This is a genomic window from Alteromonas gilva (assembly GCF_028595265.1).
In the GTDB taxonomy this organism is placed as follows: domain Bacteria; phylum Pseudomonadota; class Gammaproteobacteria; order Enterobacterales; family Alteromonadaceae; genus Alteromonas; species Alteromonas gilva.
This window is the reverse complement of the sequence record NZ_JAQQXP010000002.1, coordinates 295,277-320,368: the sequence shown is the minus strand read 5'-3', so window position 1 is coordinate 320,368 and position 25,092 is coordinate 295,277. Positions and strand designations below refer to the sequence as shown.

The 25,092-nt window shown below is 46.1% G+C and carries 18 protein-coding genes and 1 CRISPR repeat array; of the genes, 6 read left to right on the top strand and 12 right to left on the bottom strand.

From position 1 onward, the window contains the following. Positions 1-22: 22 nt before the first annotated feature. Positions 23-922 (bottom strand): hypothetical protein, encoded by a 900-nt coding sequence (locus OIK42_RS15065; protein WP_273641867.1) that lies wholly within the window; start codon positions 920-922, stop codon positions 23-25. Positions 923-1,231: 309 nt separating this feature from the next. Between OIK42_RS15065 and OIK42_RS15060 the strand changes: the two genes are divergently transcribed. Beyond that, positions 1,232-3,055, top strand: coding sequence for a cation:proton antiporter (locus OIK42_RS15060; protein WP_273641865.1), 1,824 nt, complete (start codon positions 1,232-1,234; stop codon positions 3,053-3,055). A gap of 294 nt (positions 3,056-3,349) precedes the next feature. Here OIK42_RS15060 and waaA read toward each other — a convergent pair whose 3' ends face one another. Then, positions 3,350-4,651: a lipid IV(A) 3-deoxy-D-manno-octulosonic acid transferase gene (gene waaA / locus OIK42_RS15055; protein WP_273641863.1), complete on the bottom strand. Its 1,302-nt coding sequence runs from the start codon at positions 4,649-4,651 to the stop codon at positions 3,350-3,352. Between the two features lie 94 nt (positions 4,652-4,745). Here waaA and waaF point away from each other — a divergent pair, with 94 nt between their 5' ends. Then, on the top strand, positions 4,746-5,783 hold the full coding sequence (gene waaF / locus OIK42_RS15050; RefSeq protein WP_273641862.1) for a lipopolysaccharide heptosyltransferase II: 1,038 nt from the start codon (positions 4,746-4,748) through the stop codon (positions 5,781-5,783). Beyond that, positions 5,783-6,862, top strand: coding sequence for a glycosyltransferase (locus tag OIK42_RS15045; protein WP_273641861.1), 1,080 nt, complete (start codon positions 5,783-5,785; stop codon positions 6,860-6,862). The genes waaF and OIK42_RS15045 overlap by 1 nt, the downstream gene beginning before the upstream one ends. Before the next feature lie 39 nt (positions 6,863-6,901). Here the strand turns inward: OIK42_RS15045 and cmr6 are convergent, their stop codons facing one another. Genes cmr6 through OIK42_RS15010 form a run of 7 tightly spaced genes read right to left on the bottom strand, consistent with a single transcriptional unit; the run spans position 6,902 to position 15,953 of the window. Beyond that, positions 6,902-7,840 carry a type III-B CRISPR module RAMP protein Cmr6 gene (gene cmr6, locus OIK42_RS15040; protein ID WP_273641860.1) on the bottom strand — a complete coding sequence of 313 codons (939 nt, stop codon included), beginning with the start codon at positions 7,838-7,840 and terminating at the stop codon, positions 6,902-6,904. A gap of 12 nt (positions 7,841-7,852) precedes the next feature. Next, positions 7,853-8,278 (bottom strand): type III-B CRISPR module-associated protein Cmr5, encoded by a 426-nt coding sequence (cmr5, locus tag OIK42_RS15035; RefSeq protein WP_273641858.1) that lies wholly within the window; start codon positions 8,276-8,278, stop codon positions 7,853-7,855. Continuing rightward, on the bottom strand, positions 8,268-9,167 hold the full coding sequence (gene cmr4 / locus OIK42_RS15030; RefSeq protein WP_273641856.1) for a type III-B CRISPR module RAMP protein Cmr4: 900 nt from the start codon (positions 9,165-9,167) through the stop codon (positions 8,268-8,270). Before cmr4 ends, cmr5 begins: the two co-directional genes overlap by 11 nt. Position 9,168: 1 nt before the next feature. Next, positions 9,169-10,500, bottom strand: a complete 1,332-nt coding sequence (locus OIK42_RS15025; protein ID WP_273641854.1) for a type III-B CRISPR module-associated Cmr3 family protein — start codon at positions 10,498-10,500, stop codon at positions 9,169-9,171. Beyond that, positions 10,497-12,821 carry a type III-B CRISPR-associated protein Cas10/Cmr2 gene (gene cas10 / locus OIK42_RS15020; RefSeq protein ID WP_273641853.1) on the bottom strand — a complete coding sequence of 775 codons (2,325 nt, stop codon included), beginning with the start codon at positions 12,819-12,821 and terminating at the stop codon, positions 10,497-10,499. Before cas10 ends, OIK42_RS15025 begins: the two co-directional genes overlap by 4 nt. 1 nt (position 12,822) lies before the next feature. Further along, entirely contained in the window at positions 12,823-14,127 is a 1,305-nt protein-coding gene (gene cmr1 / locus OIK42_RS15015) for a type III-B CRISPR module RAMP protein Cmr1 (protein ID WP_273641852.1), read from the bottom strand. A 44-nt stretch (positions 14,128-14,171) separates the two neighbouring features. Beyond that, positions 14,172-15,953, bottom strand: a complete 1,782-nt coding sequence (locus tag OIK42_RS15010; RefSeq protein ID WP_273641851.1) for a hypothetical protein — start codon at positions 15,951-15,953, stop codon at positions 14,172-14,174. 167 nt (positions 15,954-16,120) lie between these two features. Between OIK42_RS15010 and cas1 the strand changes: the two genes are divergently transcribed. Together cas1 and cas2 are read left to right on the top strand one after the other, a co-directional pair. Then, on the top strand, positions 16,121-19,129 hold the full coding sequence (gene cas1, locus OIK42_RS15005) for a CRISPR-associated endonuclease Cas1 (protein ID WP_273641850.1): 3,009 nt from the start codon (positions 16,121-16,123) through the stop codon (positions 19,127-19,129). Next, a complete protein-coding gene (cas2, locus tag OIK42_RS15000) occupies positions 19,114-19,407 on the top strand; it encodes a CRISPR-associated endonuclease Cas2 (RefSeq protein WP_273641849.1) in 294 nt (97 codons plus the stop codon). Before cas1 ends, cas2 begins: the two co-directional genes overlap by 16 nt. A 256-nt stretch (positions 19,408-19,663) precedes the next feature. Further along, positions 19,664-20,313: a CRISPR direct-repeat array (repeat unit 35 nt; unit sequence GTGAGAAATACCCAGCTGATTAAAGCTGTAGAGAC). Between the two features lie 118 nt (positions 20,314-20,431). On the opposite strand, the gene OIK42_RS14995 is transcribed toward cas2, so the two are convergent. The 3 genes from OIK42_RS14995 to OIK42_RS14985 are packed head-to-tail and all read right to left on the bottom strand — an operon-like array spanning position 20,432 to position 23,475. Beyond that, the gene (locus tag OIK42_RS14995) at positions 20,432-20,758 is read right to left on the bottom strand and encodes an STIV orfB116 family protein (protein ID WP_273641848.1); all 327 of its coding nucleotides are present in this window, start codon (positions 20,756-20,758) and stop codon (positions 20,432-20,434) included. Beyond that, entirely contained in the window at positions 20,755-21,897 is a 1,143-nt protein-coding gene (locus tag OIK42_RS14990) for a Card1-like endonuclease domain-containing protein (RefSeq protein ID WP_273641847.1), read from the bottom strand. The genes OIK42_RS14995 and OIK42_RS14990 overlap by 4 nt, the downstream gene beginning before the upstream one ends. A 12-nt stretch (positions 21,898-21,909) precedes the next feature. Next, the gene (locus OIK42_RS14985; RefSeq protein ID WP_273641846.1) at positions 21,910-23,475 is read right to left on the bottom strand and encodes a type IV secretory system conjugative DNA transfer family protein; all 1,566 of its coding nucleotides are present in this window, start codon (positions 23,473-23,475) and stop codon (positions 21,910-21,912) included. Positions 23,476-23,762: 287 nt separating this feature from the next. Here OIK42_RS14985 and OIK42_RS14980 point away from each other — a divergent pair, with 287 nt between their 5' ends. Then, the gene (locus tag OIK42_RS14980) at positions 23,763-24,749 is read left to right on the top strand and encodes a proline iminopeptidase-family hydrolase (RefSeq protein WP_273641845.1); all 987 of its coding nucleotides are present in this window, start codon (positions 23,763-23,765) and stop codon (positions 24,747-24,749) included. The last annotated feature ends 343 nt before the right edge of the window (positions 24,750-25,092 follow it).

The window sequence follows — 25,092 nt, the reverse complement described above, 5'->3', positions numbered from 1 at the left end:
TAGAGAACAACACCCGCGCAGGTTAGTGGTTAGCAGAGGTCTTATTACCGGCGCTGTCTGAATTGAGCAACTTAAGCTTAATTAACCTGGCCGCTGCCAGTGAAGAGCCTTCCTGAGTCAGCCACAGTTCGTTATCGGGCATTGCGCATATACCTTCTACCTGTCCATACCCTACCAGCTTAACAACACGCTGTAGCTCGTAAGTCTCTGACAAAGTTGCGATAAAAGGGTGAGTAATACCAAATAAGCCGGTGCCGTAGCCAACCAATACGTATTGCCGGTTAGCACTATCCCAGTCGGCGCCGGTTATCACACCGGGTAGTCCACCAACTTCACTGGCCGGTTGCGACAGCAACTGTTTTTTCTCGTTTTTATCAATGTGATAAACCTTTAGCACCTGGGTTTGCCAGCTTTTTGAAAATAAAACGAGCTTATCTTCTCTTGCCACCATCGCCTCAGCGTCAAAGTCATGCTCATACATGATATTTTCAGCAACGACATTATCGCTATAACCAAATACAAGCTTTGCGGTTTCTGACCACTTATCGTAAGCAACCTTATAAATTTGCAGCCACTTCCGCTTGCCCCGATTATTACCAAAGTCACCGATATACAGGTAGTCCTGGTCACCGGTGATGGCCTCCCAGTCTCTGTTTAACACCGATAATTCATGTTGCCGGGTGACACCGCCCTGTTGATCAAGCTGATAAATCACCGGCTCATTACCAGAGTCGTTAATCGTAAACTGACCGTTTTGATTACAAAACAAGCCGGATGTTTCGCTGAGCTGAGGTGCTAATTCATATTCAGCCAGCACCTCTGCAGTGTCGGTAGGCGAAAGCGCCGCAGCGCTGCAAGAAAGCAGGCATAGCGCCGGAAAAAGCAGGATAAGTTTACCTATCGTGGAGATGAGTTGAGTCATTGAGACTACCTTGTATTGATAAAACATTGACTTCCTTGTGAGAAAAACAGCAATTGAAAACAATAAAGCCGCGGGCCCAAAAAGTGTAACTTAGCCTTTAACGCGGGAGAATGACGAAGCTTACAATACCACTAACTCACGCTATCATTATTAGTTATTCAGCGTAACCATGTTATAACAGATACAGACTCAAAAAATAACGCTCGTTGTTGATATGAACAATATTGACGACTTCAGCGTACATAATTGGTTTGAACCAGAATTAATGTTCTTACCGGAATAGTCCGCCAAACTAATAAGGAAGTGCTAGTGTCAGATCCCACCATTGCTCTTGTTTCCGTTGGGTTACTCTCCATAAGCTGCCAATACCTCGCTTACAAGATCCGTTTACCCGCCATTTTACCGCTACTGGTTGTAGGGATTTTAGTTGGTCCGGTGTTTAACGTGCTCGACGCCGATTCATTATTTGGCGATCTGCTTTTCCCTATCGTTTCCTTATCCGTTGCCATCATTTTATTTGAGGGCGCGTTAACGCTTAAGTATCAGGACATAGCAGGTCATGGCAACATGGTTCGTAACCTCTGTACCGTGGGCGTTCTGGTTACCGGACTCATCGCGGCCACTGTTGCCCATTATGCGCTGGATATTTCCTGGCAGCTGGCTTTTTTATTTGGTGCAATCGTTACCGTGACAGGCCCCACCGTGATTGTTCCTATGTTAAGAACCGTGCGGCCCACAACAAACCTGGGCAACATTTTGCGCTGGGAAGGTATCATCATTGATCCTATCGGGGCATTGCTGGCCGTATTGGTATACGAATATATTGTTTCATCGCAAAGCGCCATGTCTAACACCTTATTCGCCTTTGGTAAAACCATTGGTATCGGCTTAGGTTTTGGTCTGGCCGTGGGCTATTTTCTTGGCGTCACACTGCGGCACAACCTGGTGCCGCATTATTTACGCAACACTGCCGTGTTAACCATTATCCTGGCGGCCTTTGCCGGTTCTAACTATTTCGCTCACGAATCCGGCCTGTTAACGGTTACCGTAGCTGGCTTTATGCTGACAAACATGCGCAATGTCGATGTATCAGATATTCTGGAGTTTAAAGAGACCCTCAGCGTACTGCTCATTTCTGGTCTGTTTATATTACTGGCGACACGGTTGGATCTTGGCGCGGTGATTGATGTGGGTTGGGCCGCTGCGATAGTGCTGGTATCGATTATGTTTGTTGCCCGCCCGTTGGCCGTTTTTATATCGTCTATCGGAACCAACTTAAACCTTCGCGAACTTGCCTTACTGAGCTGGTTGGCGCCGCGGGGAATCGTCGCTGCTGCGGTATCAGCGCTATTTTCGCTAAAACTGGAGGAGCTCGGCTACGACGGCGTAGAGATTATGGTACCACTGGTATTTCTGGTGATTATTGCTACCGTTGTGGTGCAGGGATTAACCGCGAAGTCAGTCGCGGCATTACTCAAAGTCCGCGCGCCCGTGCCCAATGGATTTTTGTTATTTGGTGCCAGTCAGTTTAGCCGTATGCTGGCTAAAGAGCTCATTCGTCATGATGTATCGGTGCGGGTAGCCGACACCAACTGGGACGCAATCCGGGAAGCGAGAATGCAGGACATTCCAGTCTACTTTGGCAACCCTATGTCTGAACATGCGGCCATACACTTAGAGCTAAACAGCATAGGCACGGTACTGCTGTTGTCGCCCTACAAGCAATTAAACCCCATGGTGGGCTATCATTTTGAACACACCCTGGGCAAGGACAAGGTGTGGGGGTTGACCAGCAACGAGCTCTCAACCCGGCCAAGCCATCAGGTGTCAAAGGATTACGCAAAAAAGCTCTCGCTGTTTGATGAGGGTGTCACCTATGGCTTTCTCGCCAGCGCGGTAAACAGAGGCGCACAAATCAAAACCACGCCTCTGACACCGCAATTTACCTTTAAAGATTACATGCGTAAGTATGGCGATAAAGCCACGCCGCTGATGTGTATTGATGAGAATAATCACATGCACGTGATGCTAAGCTCTGATGAAACCATCCCCCATGCAGGAAGCAAGGTGATTAGTTTGGTGGAACCGGAAATGCTGGATGAAGAAAAAGTCGCGGGTGCAGCAGAAAACTAACAAAAACAGCGCCCTGTCACTGACAGGGCGCCTCTCCCTGGAAAACGAGGAATCAAGTGGCCGTTAGGTGCAACCGTAATTATTATTGTTATACTCAATTACAACGTCGCGTCTAACTAAGCAAACAACAGGCCAACTGCAGCAGAAATTTTAAAACCCTGTTTATAAACGATTTTCGTATACTATTTTACAAATCCATTAACAATGAAAAGTCGCGATTGCCCATTATGGCGCACATTTATATCGCCATGCACCATTTTGATTCAGCGTCAGGAGGGTATCGCTTAAAAGCCCTTACAGCCGGTTTATAACGTTCATGGTTTTATTCAGTGCCCCACTGTTTTTGCTGAGTTCGTGGAACCCGGCATCACCCGCGGTTCGCGCCGCCTGGGGGTTGGTTAGCCAATTACCCAGTAATGCTTCTATGGCTTGCTGGCTATCAACAATGTGCAACGCACCGGCCTCTGCTAACCTGGCACAAATCACCGGGTTATTATAGGTATTCGGCCCCATGATTACCGGCAGTTTATAGGCCGCAGGCTCGAGGGCATTGTGACCGCCACGATCGGCTATACTGCCGCCGACAAATGCCATATCGGCCACTGAATACACGGCGTTGAGTTTACCCATCTCATTTACCAGTAACACATCACAATTGCTGCTCACCTCGTTCGCCTGCGCACTTTGAGTAAAGGAAAGCCCCGTTTTACCGATCAGCCGTGCTACCTGCTCGAAGCGCTCAGGGTGGCGAGGCACGAGCACCAGCAACAATGTCGGATGCTGCCGTTTAAGTGTCTGATAAGCGCCTAACAACAGCGTTTCCTCTGGATCGTGGGTGCTGCCAGCAACCACAATTTTGCGTTGGCTGTGCTCTAACTGCAGGAATCCAGTCGGCGCTGAACCCTGTGCTGAGGCCTGATCAAACTTAATGTTGTTAGTGAGTGTAAGCTTAGTCTCTGGCATCCCCAAAAACCGGTAGTTAGCATAGTCCCGTTCGCCCTGTGCGCAAACATGGCTGAGTTTACATAGCATCGGCTCAAACAGTATGGGGAATTTATGGTAACGACTGGCTGAGCGGTCGGTCATGCGCGCATTCACCACCATCACCGGAATATCACGTTTCCAGCAGGCATGAATAAAGTTGGGCCAGAGCTCTACTTCGGTAATGAATACAGCCCTGGGCTCAATGCGCTTTAGCATGCCAGCCATGGCCATATGTAAATCGTAGGGTAAGTAAAAATGGTGCACGGTATCACCAAAAATTGACCGCACCCGCGCTGAACCGGTTGGTGTGGTGGTGGTTACCGTAATTTGCCGTTCGGGTTGCTCAGCCATGATCCGCTTGATCAACACAGAGGCGGCCACCACTTCCCCTACCGATACACAGTGAAATAAATAGCCATCAGGTTTGGGCGCGTGAGCCACAAAACCAAACCGCTCGAAACGGCGTCGGTTGTACTCCTGTGAGCGGGTTGAGCCACGCCGGACCAAATTAACAAAGGCAAAGGGGATAATCAGTACCAGCAGCAATGAATAGAACCAACGAAAGGCATCCTGGTACCACTTAGGGGAATAATCTGTCGCGTGTTTACTCATACTGCCTCACAACTCGCCGCGTCGTCATTAAAGTGTCGTGTTTGCCTGCTTAAATAGCGTCAACTAAGTATAGAGTCTGTTAGTTTACGTTATTATGTCAGAACCGTGTGCCAAACCCGCCGTGCTCATTATCAGGCTAAGTGCAATGGGCGATATTGTAATGGCCTCAGGTCTGCCGTCCACTATAAAAAAGCACTTTACCACTGACATTCAGCTTATCTGGATGGTGGAATCGCCCTATAAAGGGCTGGTGGAAAACCATCCCGACGTAAATGGGGTTATATGCTGGCCAAAACAACACTGGCGCCAACTGCTCAGGCTGCGCCATTATGTTACCTTAGTAAAGTCGATAATCGCCTTTCGAAAGCAGCTTCGCGCGTACCGGTTCGACCTGGTAATCGATGCCCAGGGCCTGCTAAAAAGCGCACTGCTGGCGTGGCTGACCGGTGCCCGCAAACGCATCGGCTTTAAAAGCAAAGAGTATAGTCACTGGCTGCTCACCGAGTCGCATAACAAACCTTTATCCAGTCAAATCAGCAGTGAATATGTTTACTTGGGTGCGAGGTTTAGTGATATGCCTTATACATTGGTTATGCCGCTAACCGTGCAGGATCGCAATGAGGTAGACAAGGCATTCAGCAAGCACGGCATTAACGGTAATGTTATCAGTATTGCGCCGTATACCACCCGTCCGCAAAAACACTGGACGAACGCCCACTGGCATTGCCTTATTAAGCAATTTCTCGAGCAAGAGTACACGGTTGTAATACTTGGCGGGCCTCAGGATAAAGCCGAGGCAGAACGGCTGTGTAGTGACTATGACCGCTGTTATGCCCTGGCTGGCCAGTTGAGTATGACAGGCAGTGCCGCCGCGATTGAACGCTCCCGCCTTTTAGTTGGCGTGGATACCGGCCTGACCCATATGGCTATTGCACTTAACCGCCCGGCTGTCGCGTTGTTTGGCTCTACCCGCCCCTACACCCGGACTCACACTACCACCACCCGAGTGCTGTATACCGAAATGGCATGCGCACCATGTAAACGTCATCCGGTATGCCATGGCAGGTACGACTGCATGCAACAATTAACGCCCCAACGTGTAATCCACACTGCCACGGAGCTTCTGCGCTAATGCGTATTTTACACCTGGAACTGGGCCGCCATTTATATGGTGGGGCCAAACAGGTTGAATACCTGATCAACGCTATTCATCAGCAAAGTAACGCCGAGCAACTGCTGGTGTGCGCCGCTGGCAGCGATATCGCCGGGCTCGATTTGCCGGGTTGCAACGTGATACCACTGCCTTACGCCGGTGAAGCGGATATTTCCCTGGTGTGGCGACTCTCAGCGCTTATCCGCAACCACAAGCCCGACATTTTTCACACTCACAGCCGCAGAGGCGCCGATGTATGGGGCGCGTTAGTGGCGCGCAATTGCAATATTCCGGCAGTGTGTACGCGGCGGGTTGATAATGTTGAGGGCGCACTGAGCAAGTTTAAATATGCACAGTACAAGGCGGTGATCAGTATTTCTGAAGGGGTTAAAAAGGTTGTTTCAACCCGCTGCCCGGCCACGGTGCATCAGCAGGTCATTCATTCTGCGGTTGATTTGGCTGAATTTAACTATAGTGCCGATAAAGCGTGGTTTTACCACAAATTTGATATTCCGAGCGGAGTTAAGGTGATTGCCAATTTTGCCCAGCTTATTACCCGTAAAGGGCAAAGCGAGCTAATTAGCGCCATGCAGGAGGTTGTAAAACATCACCCCAACACCCTGTGTTTACTGTTTGGTAAAGGCAAGATGCACTCTGAATACCAGCGCCAGGTAGACCGTGCAGGACTACAGCAACACGTGCGATTATGTGGGTTCACTAACGAGGTGGCTAAAATACTGCCCAATATCGACTTACTGGTACACCCGGCCCATGCCGAAGGGCTCGGCGTAATACTATTGCAAGCCGGAGCCTGCAAAGTACCCGTGATTGCCAGTCCGTCGGGTGGTATTCCAGAGATTATTATTGATCGGCAAACCGGCTGGTTAACACCGGCAGGGAATTCGCAACTCCTGGGCGATACGATTGCTAATGCGCTTAATTCAGCTGAATTACGCCAACAATACGGCCAGAATTTATATGACCATGTCAGCACTCACTTCTCTACAGCAGCGATGGCCAGGGAATACATCGAGCTTTATAACGAGCTAAAGAACTGAATCATTTGCAGGCAAAATAATTTAACTTTTCTAAAACGGTTAAATACTGCAAGCCTCAAAAAAACCATACCCGACAGATGATTTAGCGCCTGCACCATACTCTGACAAAGCCATTTTGAGCATCTCAACTAAAAACACAAGTTCATCATCAGACACCTGTTCAGTCGTATTTGGGGAAGGTGCAATAGCAAACTGTAACGTAATATCGCTCACTGACAAAAATTGTACTGGAAGAGGATCACTCCATTCATTAGGTGTATTGGAAAGTGCGTGAGTTTCATTTCCGCCCTTTTCGTACCATTTATCAAAGTGCGGTGTCATTACGTCCACGCATAATTTAGGACGTTTCGTAGGTAGTGCGTCAAAGAAACACACACACCCTGGTTGCGTGTCATCACTGTCGCTATTTGCTTTACCAAACACTTTGTCTATTAATGAAAATAACTCATTACTATCTTCATCTTCGAACTCTTCTGCCAGTGTTTCCAGGTAGGCGCGCAGCATCCCTTTTACACCAGAACCCGGCAAGTAGGGCGCGCCTAATTGATGATGAAAAGTCATACCTAATTCTGAGCGATGTGCATTTCCCGTGCCTGTGATAAACCGCCAATTGGATTTCACCTGAAATGTTTTTCCCCGCAAAGAGTTAACAAGTTTTACCTGGCGTTTTATCGCATCGCCTGTAGCACTGCTATTATCAAGTTTCGAGGGTTTTGCTTGCAACGCCTGCTTGAGTGAAGCCGGCAAAATCAGTAATTCATTATTGAATACTTCTGCGTTGGAGTTCGCATCCGCAAGCGCGTTAAAAAGAACGCCTTTTTCACTTCGGTTGTTAACTTTGCCCTGTTTATCATGTATTGATATAGATACTGGAAAAATTTTATCGAAAATCAGGCCCGGATGGGCGCGTTTAGCTAAGTCGTTGTAGCTATCGATATCCGCCGAGTTTTTCAGTTCCATGGCATTTCCTGAAGACATGTTCAAACATCCTTATTGTGCTTTGGCCGATGTAGTGTCACTGTTAGCTGTTGATCTAGCCAGCTGTTTAATCCAGTCGAGATAACTTCGGGCGTACGCTTCGCGAATACGTAATTGATTAAAATCTAATGAAAACAATTCTTTAAAGTTCTCCTCGCTCCACTCTTGCTCGCCCAACACCTCGGGCGACTTTGTTTGCACAAGCAAAAAAGTAGCGAGTTGTAGGAAGTGTTTTTTATCCCCTTTGTCGACGTTTGCCCCCTTCACATAAGGGTGTTTAGAACGAAGATAAGCAATAGTCTGAATTAATCCGCCGTTCTGCAACATGGCAGGGAGACCATTAGCGGTGTTTGAAATTTTACCAGTATCTACTTTCTTGCCCTCCAACCATTCCCATACGTGTCTGGCTAGTTTTTGCTGGCGATTATCAATTGTCATGATGTGCTCCTCGACCAGCGCTTTCATCTTCAGCAGTAGAAACGTTAAACCAACCCATGCCAACTGTTGCATTCCCACCAACTTGCAAGTATGAAGAGCTTTCCAGCAGCGTGTTTAATTCTGTATCATTTTCTTTGTTCATTAAACTAAGTGTGAGATACATCATAGTTTCAGGTGGTAATGTTTCTTCGTACCAAAGGTTATTGTCATGGCGCTTCTGAGCATCCGGGTCGTACTTACCTACTTTGATATGGGGCGTTACTGGCGTAGCAGTACGACAAAAGTGTGCAAATACATCGTCGCTCAATATTACTAACTTTCGCTCTATTTCATCTTTGAATTGTTTTAGTTCTGGCATCTCAGTCAAACTTTTAAAGAGTGACAATTGATCGTTCTTGCACTTAAAACCATGTTCTTCTATATACAGCATGTTTTGATCCGCGCGATTAGCCAGTTCCTCTGAAACAATGACACTATCCGGCTCAAAAACAGAGGGCTCGGTAAAATTTAACTCGCTATCACTTGCCCGGCATAAGTCACGCTTAAAACGCCGCAATATTGCGGGACAGGTTATCCAAAGCGTGTGGGTTGTCAGGCTTCGTACCGGTAACCAGAGTAGCCTGGCATCTGACACCAGCATATTGCCTGCTGCCGTTGCATCTTCACGCCCAAACAAATCATTTATCAGGTCATCATTAAGCTCGCCGCCATCGCTCATTTTAAGCTTGTTTACGGCATGAGCACGCCACGCTCCTTTTATGGCGCTACCAAATATGCACGGCCAATCGGTATGAGCTTCGCGCATAATGGGTAAATCAACAAAGCCCGCTCCTATGCCAGCGCCAGCGTGTATATAGGTTTCGGCAAAAAGGGTAATAAACTGATTCATGTTACTGTCCTTGCTTAAAGGGCTTGATTGCAATTTTGCCATAGCCCATGTGATTTAAATCCCCAATAAAACCACCTTGAAGCGTACTCCAACTTTCTGGATTGGCTTCAATCAGAAAGCAACTGCCTGCGGGGTAAAACATTCTGGTTGCTCTGGGTTTTCCTTTTCCGCTCATATCCCAGCCCCCTTCGTAAAAAGGCTTATCGACCAGAGCACTCAATAATGTAAAATCCAGCGACGTCTTTTCTTCGAGGTGGTTATCCATCCGAACTGAGCAGGAGCCTTGCCAAACACCGCCGCCAATATTCGATTCGGTTCCGGGCAAGAAACCATAACCGGCATCACATTGCCAGGTACCCGGGCTTAGTAAGGTCACCATAAGCTGCTGAGAAGAATTAGTGTTATTTTTGCTGTTCTTTCCTTTACCTTTTGCTCTGGAGGGCTCTGAGGAAACAGCAGGGTCAGGCAATGAAGGCCAAAGGTCGTTATTAACTTCGGAAGTGTCTACGTATGCACCCCGCCCATCAGCGCCCAATCGAATAACCGGCTGCTGCGATACACTTTTTTCAAACGCTTCACAAACAGCCTTCTCAGCAAAAGATATGATCAGTACCAGCTTCAATTGTTTACGACCCTGTTGTTTATTACCTATTTCGTTATATCGAATATGTTGAGTAACATACAACTGGCCGTCAGCGGCTACTCGATTTTTAAGCTCAATCCCTAATCTGAGTTCCCGCTCGATAAACATTGCCAAACTCTCAAAATTGTCAGGTTTCAAACCTCTCGCGTCAGAAGTAAACCACTCCTTGCTAAGTGTTATTGATTTGAGCATTTGCCCTTGATGAGCACACCGTTTGTCACTATCGTCATTTGGTTTTGCATGTAAGAAAGGCACAGGTCCAAGATCAGATATGGTAGTAAGGTATGCTTGCTCCGCTTGTAGCTTTAATTTTTTCTGCAGCCTTTTATTGAGTTGCTTTTTTTCTTGATACCACTTAGCAAAACTATAAACGTATTTTGACTTTGTAGTCTTAAATTGAATTAAATCAATCGGGCAAGGCCAATACAGCGGGCCTGTATCAGTAAATCGTAGTGTTGCAGGCCCAATTAATACTTGCTGGTTAAATGCTTCTGTTGGATCAAAAAGCGATCCTGAACGCAACTCTTCGGGTACGGCATCCCACAGTTTTGCGCGTAATGCGCCATATAGCGTGCGTTGACTTGGTAAAGGCAGACTATTGATTTCTAAACCGCCAAGCTCTTCGTGGTTTCTGCCATCACGAAAAAACCAACTGTCTAAGGGGGTAAGGCTAATCTGGCGGTGAATCATGCTTCTACCTCTTTATAATCGCTTAGCACAAATAATAAAAACTTAATGGCCTCAGGATTGAGATACCCTTGGCAGATTCGAGTTGTTAAGCTTTTTGTTTTATCGTTATTTACTATTTCTACTCCAATACGACATTGACTAAAATCAATTAAAGCCTTGGCAAACCCCTTAAGTGCCAAACGATCAGCGCCTTCTGCATCTCGTGCAAAATCATTTTCGATTAGGCTGTTAAGTATGTTGGCATCCAGTTTCTGATTGTGTGGCGTAATATTGGGCGCGAGCAGTTCTTCACGGGATATGCCAAACGGTCTTTTTGTAATGCTATTACTGTTTTCGAGCCTCCGAATCGCCTGATAAAGCCCTCGACGGCTTATTTTCAATTCCCTTATTTGGTCGCATAACTGAGTTATTCGCAGTGAATTATTGTCTATCAGTGATCTTGGTGAGTCAGTTTCATTACAGTTCGAGCGCGAGTATACATAGGATAATTCCGATTGAGCATCCTGAGGTATAGAATCCCAGCGGCTAAACCATTGAAACTGACAATTACCCTGATTCCAAAGACTAACCGCCAGGCTGTCCCGGCCGGCTTGATTTTTTGCAACATCTCCCAGCATACTTTCGGTTTCACGGATCATCTTTCCAAAAGGAACTTTAAAATGGGCAAAGTTCACGGCTGCAGAAACTGAAAGATTCTGGTTCTGTCTAAAAGTCTGACAGAAGTGCTCGCGCAGGTCACAGGCACAGGCTAACGCATTAGCTGCCGGTAATAGCGCTAAAATATCTTCGCCCCCCACATATACCAAAAAGCCGCCATGATGACTTTCAACTATTGCTTCTGCTTTTTGGGTAAAAGCATTAAGCTTTTGGTTGAACTCTTCAATATTTTCATCACTTTTGGATTTAGCGCTATAAAGATTGGAAGTGATGTAATCACCAAACTTATCACCATCCATGGCTAACAGAGCATAATAAGGTGATGGTGTAAGCCATTCTGAGTATAAGTTTGTTAGGTTACTGACTGGCGCTTTACTCAATCTATTAAACTGTTCAGGCATCAAATCAGAATAGTTATTTTTATTTACTAACTCCGTTTTATAGAAAGCCGTACCATCCAAACCAACGATGTCTGCAAATACATCGCTTACATCCTGATGATTACAAGTGCCAATTGTTCTGTTTAATACGCATAGAACATTTTTATCTTCTTTTCGTGCATTGTCTGTAACCATTTGGCCAAAGCTTCTTGCAAGTTCCGCCCAGTCCCTCAGCAATTTTTGGCGAATGTCGTTATCATTAATGCTATCAATTTTGATAATTACCCGCTTTAACCAGTCGGACGCAGCAATGTATGCCAGAGACGGGATACGAGATTGAATACGCCAACCACTAATATCGTAGTCACTTGGTTCCGGAGTCGAAGAATCCTGCTCTATGGGCTTCCTCGCCAGTTTATTCCAGTATCCCGATAAATATTCTCGTAAGCTTCCTACTGATGACGGATTTTGGAGCCGTTCTTCTATGTCTGCCGTTAACAGCAGATCATCAAAAATATAAATAAAGCGACGTTTTATGAACGCGATGGCAGATAAAAACTCCCCTTCTCGAAGATCATAAGTAAGAGGGATGGGGCGTGCACTATCCGTAAAACGATAGTTGCGAAGTACTTGCCAGAATTCTTCTTTTGCCCTGCGTTTTAGACTGCTGTGCCTGCCATTTTCGGTGTAACCAGAGAGCTCCTGCAGGCCCTGAATTAAAGCACATTGTAGCCCGTTGGCAGTATTTCCTGTTTGCAGTGTGTTGTTGCGCCACCCGGAACGCGCAGCCATCGCTGAATGCCCTTCAGCTAAAGTAGGGGTTGCAACCCAGCGGATATCAAAAAAGGACTTTGTTTGCTGTTCCCACACCAGTTGTGCGCTAACTGGTGTATCGCCCTGAAATGCAGGCGAGACACTATGCGCCCAAACCTGCTCACATAAAAACAACCACATTTGACGCACAGTTGTAGCAACCTGGGTAAATTCGTTGACTCTATCTTCAGCTTTACCTTCAAAACTGGCGCTAAAACGATTAGGTAAACGCGCTATGCGCGGTCCTGGCTCAAGCGGGTTTGCCATTGCATGCCGAAATTGCTCGTCCAACAAGGGTAGAACTAAAGTTCCCCCCTGCTTCTCAACGGCTCGCATTGCAACTGCCGTTAACCACGACAATAAAAATGAGCCCGCCCAGTAATCACGGGTGCGCCGAGCCTGGGTAACAAAGCGATGTACAGGGCCAATAGAAAAATGGAAAAAGCACTGTTCCTTGTTTTTTTCGGCCATCTTAAATACCCAACTGATTGATTAAGTTTTTGACAAAAGTTTCATTCGCTATGTAGGCATCTGCATTGCTAAATTCTGGCTCATAGTGTTTTACATCTTTAGGAAGGCCATTTATCGTAAATTTCGCCCTCAATGTGTCGTGGCTGGCACTCACCCATCCATATTGAGAGCCCAGCAATAACACCGCGGGAGAAAAACCATTTTCATGCTTGCGTATATGAAGAAAGTATAAAGACGCTCGCCTGTCATGACCAGGCAACGCCCCCTTTATTTGATAGTCTTGAGTTAAGCTGGTAAAACTATTTTGGGGTACCTTCCAAACAATAGGAAGTCCTAAATAAAACCTGTCGGGAATTTGCGCTGGTTGTTGATGCGTGGCAGCCCAATTCGCAAAATCACTCAATTCCTGATTTTGATAGCTTTGACGGCAGTATTGATACTCTTTTGCCAAAACGGCTAAGGCTTCTTCGGCCTTGCGGTTTGCGCCCTGGCTCTCAAAAAAACCTTTATGCTGTGTGTAACTCGAAAAAGCGGGAATGGGCGGCAATTCAGTAATCTGCAGTTGAGCTGACTCTATGTGAGATTTAAGTTCAGCTATGGCCTGATCAGTACAATTGGTGTTAGCAGCGTCAGTAAAGCTGAGTAAGTTTAATGACCCCAGTCCATTATGTGCTCTGGCACCGATACCACCAAATGTGCCTAAACAGGCAACGGCTAAGCTAATATGCTCTTCAATGCTAAAATGCTTGCTAAACAAAGGGTGTTGCAGATAACGCCTCGGATAAACATATAGCCGCAATGTAAACTGTTGCCCACCAGCCAGATTAGGTGTGGCTATCTCATGTTTACTCTTGTTCTTTTTCCACGGCGCATGCTGTTGCCCTATTAAGTGCGCAAGCGGATCTCTTGGCTCCAAATCCATTTGGTTGTTGTAATGCCAGCTACGAGGGCGGTGTATTTTAAGTGATACACAAGATTTACCGCTATAAGCCTGCGTGTCTTCGGTAGCACTGCCCCAAATTAACTTTTCCAGCTCATGTAACCGACACAGGATTTGGTCATGTGTTGGTTCGGATATCTCTTCTATGTCAATAAGGTACTTGCGTACCTTTGCCCAGTACAACGCACGCCACCAAAATCGCAGCACCCCTTTTACACTGGGCTCCCGGAGTTCACAGTCTTTTTGCCCGCCAAATATTAGAGCGGTTGTAGTCAGTTCAAATTCAGCGCTGTAACAGTTAGCACGCTCTTTGATGCGTTGCAAAAGCGTGGGGTGTTTACTGGTATTAGCTGCAGTGTCTTCCATAGTACATATCCTTATGACGCAATGACCGGAGTATCTTTTTGCTACTAACCAAAAAAGTCTTCCAGGCTGTAATAGCGAAAATCAAATAGCTTGATGTCATAGTTATTAGTATCGACATACTGAGAACGAATGTCCGAGCTGGTAGTTTCCAGTACCGCAGCAATAGATGTCACCTTTGTGCCACTGGTAAAGTCAACCACGGTTGCTTTAGGGTCAAACTCACTCTCTTTAACAATATCCACAATTACGTTGCGGCAATCTTGTAAGTCATGAAACGCAACGCCGCGATTGGTGTTATTGTTATAAATAGATCTAATATCTTTAAAACTGAATGACTGCAGGTTTTTTTCTTCTGGCTGTTGTTCCTCACTGGAGTGGTAGTAAAACCATTCTAGCCTGTCGTCCCTGAGCTTCATGTAACTAAAAAAAGTTTGAATGAGTGCACAAAACTCTGGAGCCCAAACATGGCTTCCATCTTTTTTATTACCGTGCGCGTTGCGTGCTTCACGGTCCTTGGAAAAGACTAAAGTACAGGCTTCCAGTTTGCACTCAGGTTTATTCAAATGTTGTTCGAGGGCCAGCAATGGCATGCGCCAAACTGAGCGTTCAGACCGTGTACCATCTAAAGTCTCCAGCTTTTTATTTAACTCATCATGAATACCAACAAGCTCACTAAAGCTGGTAGTAAAGTTGTGGCAGGCTGGGCGGACTATAAACTCAAATAGCTCAACAAAAAGACAGAGCAAAATAGGGTTATTGTGACCTTTAGTATTTTCGCGATTGACAGAATCAGTTAAAGACTTAAGGCGCTTTTCTACTTTATCAAAATCTATCTCGTCTGGCGTTGCCACCTCATCATTATCACCAAGCCACAATCGAAGCGCTAAAACCATTGCCAGCACACCTGCAATTTCTTCAACCTTAGGCACGTTATTAACGGTTTTCTTTACTATACCTTTGCGGAGAGCTATACACTTTCTGGTGTCTTTATATTTATTTTTATTATCAGCAAATATATTTGATTGCTTTAGTAGTGCTGCACAAATAATTTTTAGCGCTTTATCGTCCTCCGCTAAATCATATTTTTCAGACTTTTTAAAAGGCATTGGTGCCGAAATAAACAACACCATGTGCTTAAAATCTCCAATGGCGTTTTTATTGCTAATTAAATTGCGAGGTGTACTGTGCTGTTTAATAAGCAAAAATACGTGCAGGCCAACAAAGACTGCAAGTAATAAATAGATAGCAGTAATTTGTGCATTAGTTGAAAAAGAATAAACAAACATGTCTATTAAGGCCAGAAGCCCGATTAGGACAGGAACTACAGCAGCTACGCAATAAGGCTGTGGTCGCTTCCAAAATGCTTTTTTACGAGGCGCTTTTTGCCAGCTTTGAATTAGGCCTGATACAAACAATACCAGTGCTAAACCTAACCAATGCCAGTATGTTGAACCACTCACTTTTACTTGTAAATATTCATTTAACATTTCATAGCTTGCGTCGCTTAGCCAATTTGACGCAACAACAAACAACGCTATTGATACATATAAGAGTATGGCACCAGAGGCTTTACCTTGTTTTTCTTCGAAGGCGCGCTTCTTATCAAGCAGAAGCTGATTAGTTTTGAAAAGTTTAATCAATAAAAAAACCAGTAAGCCAATGACGGCATACTGTAAAACATCGATTAAATTATTTGGCTCAATGGAAACCAGCTCTCCAAACCATAACAGCAGTAATGATTTCGAAAACCAGCCGATTGACAGTGCTAACAGAATTGATAACAAAACAAAGCCGATCTCGGTGAGAGTTGACTTAACGTTCGTCATTATACGCTTCCCTACGATTGGTTTATGATTCCGTCCAAATGAAAGTGTAATTCAGCCAATGAAATGTCGGTTCAACAATGGCAAAACTGAACACTTTTTCAACACAAGTTGATAAAGTACTGACAAATAGACATTATTGTCAAATATTATTGGACATGGATTGCGTTATGACTGACAACGGACTGCCCCTTGATGCGCTATTACCGCTATACGTAGTGGATGTTCGACTTCAATGGCTCAAAGACGTTAACTGTTCCCCGTTTCATCAACCATTGGTTTATGCATGGTTACGAAATTTATTGCAAACCGACGAAGAATTATCGCGCTTTCTATGCCTGGATACGCCGGAATCCAGCCGTGTGTCATACCAAAAAGGCGACTATTACCAGTTACGTATTATCTTGAGCAATCCTCCCTATACTTTGGTTACGCGCTTGTTCAGTCAGCTGCAGGCATTACCTCAGTCTGCTAGGGTGTTGCCTGACTATGCCGCATTCAACAATAATCTGGTACTAACTGAGTTGACCGACGTACTCTCAGGGCGTGTGGTGCAATCGCCTCAACACTTAAGCCCTGTAACATTAGAGCACGTGCAGGCTGACGCATTAGTACTACGGCAACATCACTCACTTACCTGGCGTTTTAGTGCTCCATGTCGTTTACTTAAACCAATCGCGATGAGGCAAAACAGTAAAGGGGAGGCGCGTTTTTGTCGTGATGCGCAGGATATAACTGCTGAGTTGCTCTTGGAGCGGGTATATACAGGGTTAGATACGTTAATACATCAACATACTCAACGGGGCCGCACTGCCTGCCCTCCGGTAACCGGTGTGGTACTAAATGATGAGCACTGGTTTTGGCTCGATAATCAATACAGCAGTAAACCCGGTCGCAGCAAATATTGTGGTGGAATGCTCGGACAAGCTAATTTGCTATTCAAAAAGTGGGACACAAAGTGGGCAGAGTATCTTGTTTTGGCATCCTGGCTGGGCATTGGCCAAAACCGCAGTTTTGGGCTAGGGCGATTCTGCTTGCTAACCGAAGCGCTAATATTGCCGCCACGGCCTTCACCAGCCAAAAGCTGGCTTGAGCACTTACAGGCCCCCCGACTAATCCACCAAGCGTTACAAAAAAGCCACGCAACCAAGCTAGAGACTCTACCGAGCGCTGAGCAAGTGCAATACGACCTTTCAACACTTGGCAGTGGCACATACTCTGTTCCCGCCTTGCAAGGCCGTGTAATAGAAAAAGCAGCAGGGGCTGATGCAGAAAATATAAAGTACCGGCCATTAGCCGTTCCGCCTTTGCGCGATAAAGTACTGCAGCGCGTGGTGCAACAAGGCTTATTGCACAGCCTGGAAGCCATAATGTATGACTGTAGCTATGGATACCGGCCAAATCGCTCGCGTTTAAATGCCATTTTAGATATCCGTAAAGCATATCAACAAGGCTATAAATGGGTGTTTGAGTCTGACATTAACAGTTACTTTGATTCAGTTAATCATCGGCATATTGCCAGGCGACTCATGGGCGTTTATCAGGACTCTGATTTAGTAAAAACTATTATGGCGTGGGTGGCTGCACCCGTTGACTACTATGGTCAACGGATTGTCCGTGACAAAGGTCTTCCTCAGGGCAGTCCTATAAGCCCTTTGCTGGCTAATTTGGTACTGGATGATTTCGACAACGATATGCAAAGCAAAGGGTTTAGGTTAGTACGCTATGCTGATGACTTTATTGTATTGTGCAAAAACGAGCAACGGGCGCATTTAGCCCAAGCTGCAGCTGCCGAGTCGTTGGCTGAGCATGGCCTGACATTAAATAAAAATAAAACAGCAATCACACATCTGGATAAGGGCTTTCACTTTCTTGGTTATTTATTTGTTGGTGAACTCGCGCTTGAAAGTAAAACGAAATCATATGGCTCAGGGCCAGCAATCGCCCCCGATTCGTGGCTTGCCAGCTATTATGCACAGCAAGAGGTTAACAAACGCAAAACGAGTATACCGGTTAAACCTGACTGCAATACGCACGACAATAAGGCACCGCTTGTAGCTCATAAGCATGATTCAGAATACAAACCAGTTTCTACCTCCGATCCCGCGCCGGTAAGCGTAGTTGCTGCAAAAACGCCTATAGCTATGAAATTCGCCAGCGCTGTTGCGCCTGATTTAGCGTTTACGAATAGCACCGGAGAGCGAACGTCACTCGGAACGGTTTTATGTGTTACTGGTAGTGCTTGTGTTTTGCACAGTCAGCAACGGCGCCTGATCGTGCACAGAGAGAGCGAACAAATCGTTAATCAGCCTTTTAGCGGCATTGCCAGCATAATATTGTTTGGTCACCATCAAGTTACCAGTTACTGTTTACATCACTTACTTGAAAACAACATCGCGGTGCATTATGCCACTGCAATGGGGCGATACCTTGGCGTGAGTCAGGCTGCCGACACCAATAGTGCCGACCAAACGCTGTGGCACTACCAGCAATGCCTCAGTGATGACGTAAAGCTGCACATTGCCCGGCAGCTGGTAATGGCCAGGGTTCGCCATTGTCAGAATCTGTTGCGTAAACAAAAGCACCCCTCTGGCAAGTTACTGGCTGATCGTACTTATCAGATCCAACACGCCAGCAGTATTGCAACGTTAAGAGGATACGAAGGCGCCTCAGGACAGATTTATTTCGCCGCGTTACGCGATATATTACCAGAATGGATGGGCTTTCAACGTCGGCAGCGCCAACCGCCGCCAGACCCTGCTAATGCGTTGCTATCTCTCGGTTACACTCTGCTATACGGTTACAGTGATAGTATTTTGCGCAGTGTCAGACTGTTGCCCTGGCAAGGGGTTTACCACCAACCCAAAGGCAGCCACGCCGCGCTTGCATCAGATTTGATGGAACCGTTTCGGCATTTAGTTGAACGTTGTGTACTTAAATTGGTGAATCGACGCCAGCTCAGTGATGCTGACTTTACTCATACCGATAATGGTTGTCGTATGTCTCAAAAAGCAAAGGCGTTGTTTTTAGCAGAGTTACTCAACATACTGGAGACACCTGTGAAGTCATTGGCTTCGCAGCAGCCCGCATCGATCCACCAGCACTTGTACCAGCAAGCGTTGTCGCTGGTTCAGCAATGTTTTGCTAAAGGTGAATTTAATGTATGGCGAACCCGATGATTATCTACGCAGTGTGTTTTGACATCAGCGACGATAGAAGCCGGCGTAATGTAGGCAAGGCCTTATTAGAATACGGTGACAGAGTACAATACTCTGTTTTTGAGGTTGCCTTTAAACGAGTCAGTCAGTTACAGGATTTAATAAGCTGCCTTAAACCCTTTATGGAAGAGGGCGACGATATTCGTTTTTACCGCCTTTGCCGAAGCTGTCGAAGCGCATCACAGTCATTGTCAGGTGCTCAGATTGGGCAATGGCCTGCGGCAATTTTAGTCAGCTAAGTACGCACATGGCAAACCTTTGTGCCACTCATCGCCAGGGCATCACCGAAGTAGTACGAAATTCAACCTTTTCAAACGATTAAACGGCTGGTAAAGTAAAATTATGCGCTAAAGGTTTGCCACTCTTATAAAACAAAGAGTTAGCGCATTTTTTGCTTTACATTGACCTTACAGAAGGATAAACAATGAAACTGAGAGGTAGGTTTGCCGAATGTGTCGCTTTGCGCGTTGTTTTATTTGGCCCCGAAAGGGTGCTGTGAGAAATACCCAGCTGATTAAAGCTGTAGAGACACACTTATTAAAAATAAGCATTCTTTATCCTTCGTGAGAAATACCCAGCTGATTAAAGCTGTAGAGACCAGAGCAGCCCGAGCATAAAACAACCACTAAGTGAGAAATACCCAGCTGATTAAAGCTGTAGAGACTATCTGCTTGCTCGCATTACCTTGTGCTTTGGTTGTGAGAAATACCCAGCTGATTAAAGCTGTAGAGACCTTATGAATCCATCTTTAGGGAAAATATAAGGCGTGAGAAATACCCAGCTGATTAAAGCTGTAGAGACTCACCCGAAGATAGGTCAGCTTTGGCAGGTGAAGGTGAGAAATACCCAGCTGATTAAAGCTGTAGAGACTCACCCGAAGATAGGTCAGCTTTGGCAGGTGAAGGTGAGAAATACCCAGCTGATTAAAGCTGTAGAGACCGAATAACTCACCAAACGTATTTTCTGCTAAATAGTGAGAAATACCCAGCTGATTAAAGCTGTAGAGACTTACCACAGTTTTTTTAGAAGTAGAATTGATAGTGTGAGAAATACCCAGCTGATTAAAGCTGTAGAGACTACAATCTACAGGGTAAGTTGTAGCTAAAACGTGTGAGAAATACCCAGCTGATTAAAGCTGTAGAGACGACTGCCAACTTCAATATGGTTCGAGAGAATTGTGGAAATACCCAGCTGATTAAAGCTGTAGTTTGTTTGGCCCACGTAGTGTTGGCGATTAGTTATTGTTACAACAATACGCTGTCACTAATCGAGTGTTCTGGTGAGTATTGCTAACTCGTATTGCTGTTCATTAATGGTATGTTGATCGAGTATTACGCCGTCTGGCATGCGGCTCAGTAACCGGAATACCAAGGCCTGATCACCCGGTTTCATTTTTATATGTACGCGGTTATGAGGAATGGCTACGTTTAAAATGGCACTTAATAAGTCAGCTGTTGCCTGATGGCCAATGGCCGACACAAACTCGTGCTTAAGCAACAAGTCTTGTGCTTGCGGCACTGATACTGGCCCGATAAAAGTGTAATTGCCGTAATCGGTTAATACCGGGCTGTTTAGCACGTACAGTGTCATTGCTGCTCCATCCATTGTTGTAGTGCTTGTTTTAAGTGCCGTATGGCGCCATCGGCAATTACCTGTATGCCTAGGTCGTGAGCCCTGGCCAGCTCACTGTGCCGCAGCGGGTAATAGGAGATCAACGCACAGTGCGACTTGAGGCCACCTAGTCGGTCACTGAGCGACGATAACTTATACAAGGTTTTGTTAGCTTCTGTGCGGTCAAAGCGGCGGGTTTTTACCTCTATAATGTGCAAGGTATTGTTATGCAGTGCCAGTCCATCCAGTTCGTTTTGCACCTTTTGCCCGTTAATCGTTCGGCTCACTTCAATGCCATGGCCAATATCCTGAAGCGCCGGCAGAGTCTTTTTTAACTCGCGCAACTGCGCGAATACCAAATACTCTAACCACGCACCATTGGCAAAGCGCTGTGTTTCGGTTGTTAAAAACTGCAGGGCATTATTGTGGTACGTTACCAGCCCTACCTGTTCGAGCGTGCCAATGAGATACTGCAGCGCCTGGTTTTTGTGCATTCTGGCGTTTAATACGGGCGATTCAAAATTGCTGCCACTTGCCCGTGTGGCGAGGTAGTTGAGGCTACTTAGCCCGTCTTTAAGGAGGTTACCGCGGGCCGCCCATTCATACACTACCTGCTCGTATTCATGAGGCAAGCCCTGGTTGTGACTGCTTTCAACCCGGCACCCATAAAGCTGGAAAAACTCTTTGAGTGTAAGTTTATCTTTTACGGGTACCGACGGTCTGTCCATGGGCGATAACCAAAATAGCTTATCTAGCGCGGGCTCTATTACGTAAATATCTACGGCATACGCTCTGGCGACTTCAACCGCCGCCAGCACTTGATGGCGACTGCCGGTTGAGGCGTTAAACCACACGGTTGCAGTACCGTCACAGAATCGGTCAAACAATGTCTGAAAGCTGAAGCTGGCCTCTGCGGTATCGTGCGAATCCGGTAGTTGCCATTCTGTTACCTTATAGCCACGCGAACCGGCTACCCGCTTTACTATATTAAACGCGGCTCTGTCATGTTCTCGAAATGCCAGCACAACATGATCGCTGGGGATCGATGTGTCAATAATGGGGGTAAGTACGCTAATTGGATCATTGCCTACTATGCATACATGTATTACCTGGCTCATACTTGCAACGTCTTATTTAGTGCCAGAGTCTGAGGGGGTATTTTTGCTGGCATCGTCTGTTTGCCCGTCTTTTATGTCTGTTGTAGTAGGTAAGCGCCGCTTTAGTACTCCGCCCGTTCTTTTTTTGGCTGGTTCAGTCTCCGTGGCAAACAAACTAGCCGATGGTTCGGGCAAGGCTTTAACGCCTGGTGGCAGTTCTCCGGTAGGTTTCCTGACATAGATACGCTGAGGGTTTACCGGTAAAAAGCCTTTCGCATTATGCTCAGTATGATAAGGATTGGGGTTAAACCTGCCTGCAAACGTCGCATCGGCTAAATAGTTTGGCTTTTGTGCTACTACGGCATCATCGCCGGCTAACTGCAGCAGCATTTCGTCGCGATCTAAATCGAGTACATCAGCAATGGCAGGTTTACCGGTAATCGCCGTTACCTGCTCACACGCCATGCGATTGGGCAAACCAAACGCCTGGATCGCTTTGCAATTATTCAGCAAGGTGCGCCATTGATCGGGGTACAAGTGTTTGAGCTGGTCGAGATCCTGCCAGAATGTCCATAGCTGCACCCCATACCCTCTGAGCAGGGTAATAGCCTGGGCGAGCTCATCGAGCGTGCCAAGTTGCGCCGTTTCATCAACCATCATCAACGTGGGTTGCGGCAGAGCGCCCTGACGCTTTAATGCTAATTTTATAAAGGTTGAAATCCACAGGCGCAGCAATTTTCGGTGCGAGTGCAATTTATCCGGCGGCAAAATAAGGTAAATCGTCATAGGTTTACCGGCAATGTAATCCAACAGTGAAAAACTGCTTCGCTCTATACACTGGCTGGCAGCACCATGGTTAAACGCACTCATTTGATGCCGTGCCACGGTAAGAATACTGCCTAACGTATTTGGCGGTGCGCTTAACAACGGTGCAATTAATGCAGAAAATAGTGAGTTTGTGCGTTGGTTAAAGTCACTAAACTTATGAAACAGTGATTTGGATGTTGCCCCCAATCCTTTCGTCACCGACAATAAATTGCGATTGTCGGTATGTTCTATTGCGGTTAAACCAATCATAACGGCAATTAGCGATTGCGCGCTGCTGTCCCAAAATTTATCTTTGCCTTCTAATTCAATCAACACCCTTGCCAGCGATAAGCACTCATCTGGCAAACTTGCCATCCCCGGTTTATCAACCGGGATAAGATCAAGTGCATTTAGCGAATCGCCGTCGCCAGTTTGGGTAACGTTAAACGGGTCTAGCTTTACAATGCGATGCCCTAACGACCGTCTGAATTCAGCGGTTACCGCGTAGTTTTCGCCCTTGGGATCAACAACCAGTGTTTGGCCACTATAGTTGAGTAAGTTAGGAATAATACAACTTACTCCTTTACCCGTGCCGGTAGGCGCGATGGTAGCAACGTGACCGCCCGCGCTTAATAATATTGGATCGAGTTTGCGTTTACTGAGTGTGTCTTCGGTTTTCTCAGAGTCAAAAGTAAAACCTATTGGTTGGCGTGGATGGTCTTGCTCCAAAGACCACGACAATAACAGGCTATCCTGACTTATGGCTTTCGGTGCTGTTTTGGTTACAGCCATATGTTCTTCCCTAAACAATTGTGTAGCTTAATAAAATTCAGTTATATTATTACTATAATAGTAATCACACTGGTTAACAATTACTCACCTTGAGTATTTCATCCCTGCAGATATTAACGTTTACCAATATAACGGCTAGTGAATATGACGCTGAATCAACCTCACAATATATCAGCGCTAATATGGGGGCGATTGCAGGAAGAAGTGCGGGGTGCAGTGTACGCTGGAGTCCTGCCTTAAACACTTTTATACTCGTTAACTAAACACCGACTTAAGGGCTTTTACTGTTGATTCTTAATCGAACTTTACTTACCGCATTATTTATTACCATTACCGCTACGTTACCCCGTTTGAGTAGCGGCGCAACTGCCCCCTTTGCACCACCAGAGAAAGAGTTAATGGTGCCGGTGGAAGGCGGCAAGGTGTATGTGCGTATAAACGGCATCAGCCACAAGCAAAAGCCGCCGGTTATCTTTGTACACGGCGGCCCAGGCGGCACCCATAATGGCTTTGCGAGTATGCTTGGGCTGGCCACTGAACGCATGGTAATCATGTACGATCAGCTCGACAGCGGTAAATCAGATCAACCTAACAATCCGGCTAACTGGCGCGTTGAGCGCTTTGTTGAGTCATTGGAAACAATTCGCCAAACCCTCAGCATTGATCGCTGGCACGTAGTGGGGCATAGCTGGGGTTCAGCGCTGGCACTGGAATATACCGCGCAGTATCCAGACAAAGTGGTATCAACCGTTTTAGGCGGTACCTTTATTTCTACGCCTCACTGGATAATGGATGCAAAGCTGCTTGTCAAAGCGGCACCGCAGGCTGTACAGGACACCCTGGTTAAATGCGAGTCTGACACCCCGCCGGATGACGAGGAATGCAGCAATGCGTACACCGTACTGTATTCTGAGCATTACCAACCTGCTACCCGCTCTGAGGCCGCCCAGGCTTATTATGAAAGCGTAGGCGGTAACGGCTTTAACCCTCTTATTTACAAAAAAATGTGGGGCCCAAGTGAGTTTTCATCTACCGGCGTATTACAACACTATGATGCGACGCACTTATTAGCCGATATTAACCCGGCTACCACATTGTTCATGATTGGTCAGTACGACTCAGCCCGTATTGATACGGTTCAGGACTACCTGTCATTAACACCGGGGGCTGAGCTCGCGGTAGTACCCGGCGGTGCCCATGGTTTTTACAGTGACCGGCCGCTGGTTACAGAAGCGATACTCAGAGACTGGTTACGCCGCCATGATGTTAAATAGGTCAGTAAAAGGGTGAATGCGTTTTTGAGCGCATTCACCACGGCGGTGATAGCATTACTGCATGTTCAATAGAAAACTGAGTAACTGTTTATTTTTGAACCAACCAGGCAAACGCCGATCTTTTTGAATTTATTTATTATTAATCAATACGTTACATAAATCCATCTGATAACCCTTGGTTCAGCGGGTGACAGCAACTTAGTCAGCACGCTTTTATTACGGCGGAATAATCGAAGTATCCGAATTAACAGGCTAAGTGAGTAAAACAAGGCCTAACACAGTCACCTTTATGCAGAACTTAATTTTTAATAGAGCGTTCAATCAATTACTTAAACTAACCATT